Genomic DNA, 4904 nt, shown 5'->3' on the forward strand with positions numbered 1-4904 from the left:
GTCAACACACCCTAAGCATATTCAAGCGTAAAAAACCTTTAGCACCAGCTACATTAGAGCGAATTGTGAGGGGGATTTTAAAATATATCGTTCACAACCCAAAACCTTACATCGTGGACAATGTGGCGCCAATTCTTACTGAGTGTGCCAATGGTTCAAGTCGTAGATCCATGCCAATAAATGAGCCATTACGTACAATTACAGCAGAAACAAAAGGCGGTACACATGCGCTATACGTGTGTCACCTATCTAAAATGAAAAAGGGGTGCACTGGCCAAGAGCTATCAGAACCATTTCACACGTTAACGACCGTGAATCAGTTTGCGGAAGTACGTGCGCTACTTTTGAAATTTACCGGGCAATTCAACTTTAAGAATGACTTGTTTGAACGTTTCGGCTTAATCGAAATCAATAATGAACATTATTATATTGAAGACATTGGTTTTAGGATGATTCAACCATTTGAGTTGTATAAGGCTCAGGGCTTTCCAAGCAATTACATCTTTACTCATGGTGTAGATGAAAATAACCAAAAAATTAAGCTGACGAAAACTGAGCAATACAGAATGGTAGGTAACTCAGTACCTCCAGATCTATCCCATGCACTTGTCAAAGCAAACTTTAAACATGAAATGAAATATCAAATTGCATCGTAAAAAAAACCTAGCATTGATTGGTCAATGCTAGGTGGGTATAAGACTTTTCAGGGGCTCTTATATTGCAAATGCTAACTGTGCTACTGGTGGCTTTAACATGCCCATTGATGTTAATACATCAGTGTATGTACGTACAGACCAGGTATTCGTTGATATATCAAAATAGATACAACTAAAAATAGTTTTGTACTCAGCGTACAGGGTAATCAAGTCAAAGCTATCGATATTGGCATTTTCAACCCGTTCGCTATATGTTGTACTGTAAGAGACACGCGTTAGATCTTCAGGTGCAAAATAGACAATACGTGCTTTGTCGCCGTGTCGTTCGTGGTTGTATTTGATCGTATTACACTTTGATAATCTCTCAATGTAACGGTCAAAAGATGCAGAATTTTGAACCTCTTTGTAGAGTATTTCCGCTGCATGGTAAATAAAGCAGTTGCTTAACCCAATGCCGTGCGAACTAAGGACTTTTTCTCCATCTGTTTTAAACATCGTGTAGCGTAGATACATCTTGAATACTCCAGGTTTTAAGCAATGAGCTTGATGTATTCATTTTAAAGACTGTTTGGGCTTTAAAATTTTTTCAAAAAAAAACCTAGCTAGGCTAGGTCAAAAGGGTAGAAGTTAATTAAATAACCTGAAGATCCAAAGTCCTAATGCTAAAAATGCTTCTTCCAGCACTTCAATCTTGGTTGTGTATTCAAGTGAATATAGATGTCCAACTTCAGTAACACTCAGTTTCATACGATTAGATAGGTCCAAGTCACTCACATTTAATTTGATCAGTGCATTAAACAAATAAATTAACGAAAAAAAGTTTTTTGATAAAGTTTTTGTGGCTAATAGATTTAATATAATTATCTAATTGGTTAGGTTATAAAAGGTAAAAATTTTGTCTAAATCTGATAATGACAACCCGTGTAAAACCAAAGAGAAACCGTTTTGGAACCATGTCAATACAGATGACTACGAAGAAGAAAACGAATATAAACACCAAGCGCCATCGTTCTTTAAGTATTTATTCAATATGTGCAGAAGCTGGCTAATAGTCATTATCGAAGTGCATATTCTTATTGGTTTTATTCTACTGGTTTTGTACATGTGGAAAGGCGTTTTAGTTTTTAATTAATAACGCTGTTTTTGAACAAACCCAATTCATGAATCTGAAAGCAGTTTGCCGTAGATATTTAACATTCAACGCTATTAAATGCTCAATCTGTTTATGCGATGAATTCCCTCTAAACCATCTGCATATACAAGTGAGTCGGTTCCTGATCTCTGGCCATGGTCTGACCAGGCCTGGAAACCAAAATCACCGCGTCAAAATTTAGTACGCGCAACAGCCTTATATCACTTGAGTTTTTCTAAGATCTAAGTCAATTTTGAACTTCCAATACGACCAGTAGGCAAGTGGCATGCCTACTGGTTTTTATTTTTTGATTGATCATCAGACATGCAAGAAATAGAATTGGTATATATATTCTTTCACCGGTCTTGAGATGTCAGAAAAATCAGAAATACCGCTTAAAGCTGGTGATTTAGTTGAAATTGAAGCTCTTGCTCCTGGTGCACCTAAACGCATTCCAGTGGCGTTAGAGCTGCTGTCGGCTGGATTTGCATCACCAGCACAAGATTTTATTGAAAAGTCGGTCGATCTCAACGAAATGCTGATCACCAATGAGTACTCTACGTTTATTGGTAAAGTAGGCTCTCGTTCCATGCTAAATGCCGGTATAGATATTAACGATAAGCTCATAATCGATAGAAGCTTAGACGCCAAGCATCTAGATATTATTGTTGCTCAGCTAGAAACAGACTTTACCGTTAAGCGGTTGATGATCACCAAGCAAATGTCAGCTGGTGAAATTAATGAAATTTTTGGTCCAGATGCAAAATCTATCCCTCCAGTTTGGCTTAAAGCAGAAAACCAAGAGCACTCACATATTTTTCTAAAACCTGAACAGGAATTGATTGTGTGGGGCGTAGTGACTTACATCATTAAAGACGCACGAAAATGACAAACCGGGTATTTATTCATGTTGATATAAATTCGGCATATTGTTCGATGGAAGCATTTTGGAACCCTAAGTTAAAGGGTAAACCATGCGTTGTCTTAAGCTCTAATGATGGAACAATCATCGCGAGAAGCGCTGAAGCTAAACTCTTAAAAATCCCGATGGGTGCGCCACTCTTTAAGGTCCAAGACATCATCAATAAACATAACGTTCATGTGCTATCGAGCAATTTTGCGCTATATGGCGAAATGTCACGCCGTTTTCATGGAATATTATCTGGTTTTGTAGATCCAAGCTGTTACAGCATTTACAGCATTGATGAAGGCTTTATAGAATTTACTCAATTTACTAAAAACTTTGATGCTACTGAAATGGCACGGGAGATTCGGCATCAAGTATATAAGTTTATTGGCTTAACAACGTGCGTGGGTGTTGGTAGAACACTGACTGAAAGTAAAATGGCCAACAACCTTGCCAAAAAGAATCCAGAATTAAATGGAATCTGTAATTTAGTGACAATGAGCCTGGTAGATGTCGAAAGCTACTATCAAAGCATGCCAGTTGATGAAATATGGGGTGTAGGGCGAAAGTACGCTAAAAAGCTTAATGACATGGGGATTTTAAGTGTGCTGGATCTTGCAACATCCAACCCGAATCGAATGCGTGAACTCTTCAATGTGAATATGCAAAGTACGATTTTAGAATTGCTTGGCCAGCCATGCTTTGAATTTGAAAGTTCACCTAAGGCGAAACAACAGATTGTCTCGAGCAAATCTTTCGGCCAGAAAATTACTGAGCTCTCAATTCTTCAAGAAGCCGTCAGCAAATATACCCATAATGCATTCAATCGGCTTGTTGCTGAACACCAGCTATGCGGATCTCTGATTGTTTTCTTGCAATCCAACCCATTTGACCAGTCAAAACCGTATTACAGCAAGTCGTTAACATACACGTTTACCCAACCTACAAACAATTTGATGCAACTGGTTAAAGCTGCCACATCACTGATTGATAAATTGTACAAAGAGGGGATAGAGTTTAAGAAATGTGGCGTGATGTTGTGTGAATTGATAAAAGAAGAACATCGCACGATCGGCCTACTAACTGACGTAGAGCAGCTTGAAAAAGAGCAAGCGTTAATGACGGCGTTTCAAAACATTCAAAGTAAGTTTGGCAAGGCTAAAATTGCTGCTGGATCATGTAATCTGAAAAATAGAGATTGGGAACCTAAGTCAGAACGTCAAAGCCGTAACTATTTTAGTGAGGCTGGTATGATTGTCTTCAATTGATTCATTTGAGGGAATTTGTTGGCAATGACGGGGATGGTCAGACTCGAACTGGCATTCAAGGAATCAAACCTTTGCCTTAAAGAGATTGATCAAATCTCAAAATCAATTGGCTACACCCTCGGAAATATAAGAAATTAAGATTGCTGATAGCTTCTTGGTGATTCAGCTGGTGTACCATCATCATATCGCCAAAATAAGAAGCTTCCACTCCATTCGACTTCACCTGAAGCATAGTCACGGATCTTATCGCTCCAGCGGATAGGTTTAATTTCATGGTCTAAGAATTCATCCCACACAATAAACGCCGTGCCATCTTTGTTTGGGATTTGGTCCTCTATGAAGAACCAGGGTGACTTCACATCAACAGAACAGCGTTTTGTCATTTTGTCTCTCTCACTCTTTTGAGTCGTATGCATATTCATATAAGCCTCAAATCAATTGAAAAGATCCTGGAAACTGTTTTGAACGTCAGATCGTGCGATCGGCGCTGTTTCTTGTTGCTGTGACTGACCATTAAAGTCTCAAAAATGACATTAATGTTCTAAACTTTAACAATATAGTTGTAAACTCAAAGAGGAAGTTTGAATGAATATTACGAAAAAATCAGATTCAATACTTGTGGTATTTTTTAAGTTGTTTCTTTGTAGCAGTGCATTTGTTGCATGTATTTTATTTGGATTTTGGTTGAGTCCAATGCAAGTACCATCCCCAATAGTCATTTTTATATCACTTGCAATCACCGTTTTATTTACTTATTGGATATTTGGAATAGGTAAACTCAAACATAAGTAAATTTACAACTATTATGTCATAAATGGATTGGTTATCTAAACTCAAAGTTCATTGAGTTTAGAACTATAATGTAAATTTACTGAATCATACCTAATGTAAGTTATTGATTTTATGATTCATCAGTTTAAGTCTTTAATGTGCAAAGACAG

General features: G+C 37.5%; 6 protein-coding genes. 3 read left to right on the forward strand and 3 right to left on the reverse strand.

All coding sequences use genetic code 11. The features are described 5' to 3' along the window. The coding region (locus tag G5T77_RS16350; protein WP_171521907.1) for a DNA cytosine methyltransferase at positions 1 to 656 on the forward strand (656 nt) is incomplete at its 5' end. 57 nt (positions 657 to 713) lie between these two features. On the opposite strand, the gene G5T77_RS16355 is transcribed toward G5T77_RS16350, so the two are convergent. Together G5T77_RS16355 and G5T77_RS17095 are read right to left on the reverse strand one after the other, a co-directional pair. After that, positions 714 to 1169, reverse strand: a complete 456-nt coding sequence (locus G5T77_RS16355; RefSeq protein WP_033917523.1) for a hypothetical protein — start codon at positions 1167 to 1169, stop codon at positions 714 to 716. 114 nt (positions 1170 to 1283) lie between these two features. After that, the gene (locus tag G5T77_RS17095; protein ID WP_155276666.1) at positions 1284 to 1421 is read right to left on the reverse strand and encodes a hypothetical protein; all 138 of its coding nucleotides are present in this window, start codon (positions 1419 to 1421) and stop codon (positions 1284 to 1286) included. 737 nt (positions 1422 to 2158) lie between these two features. Between G5T77_RS17095 and umuD the strand changes: the two genes are divergently transcribed. Next, positions 2159 to 2677: a translesion error-prone DNA polymerase V autoproteolytic subunit gene (gene umuD / locus G5T77_RS16360; RefSeq protein WP_033917549.1), complete on the forward strand. Its 519-nt coding sequence runs from the start codon at positions 2159 to 2161 to the stop codon at positions 2675 to 2677. After that, positions 2674 to 3963: a Y-family DNA polymerase gene (locus G5T77_RS16365; RefSeq protein WP_038350012.1), complete on the forward strand. Its 1290-nt coding sequence runs from the start codon at positions 2674 to 2676 to the stop codon at positions 3961 to 3963. Before umuD ends, G5T77_RS16365 begins: the two co-directional genes overlap by 4 nt. Before the next feature lie 134 nt (positions 3964 to 4097). Here G5T77_RS16365 and G5T77_RS16370 read toward each other — a convergent pair whose 3' ends face one another. Further along, the gene (locus tag G5T77_RS16370; protein WP_033917550.1) at positions 4098 to 4346 is read right to left on the reverse strand and encodes a hypothetical protein; all 249 of its coding nucleotides are present in this window, start codon (positions 4344 to 4346) and stop codon (positions 4098 to 4100) included. Positions 4347 to 4904: the final 558 nt, after the last annotated feature.

Source organism: Acinetobacter sp. GFQ9D191M (genome assembly GCF_011174875.1).
Taxonomy (GTDB): Bacteria; Pseudomonadota; Gammaproteobacteria; order Pseudomonadales; family Moraxellaceae; genus Acinetobacter.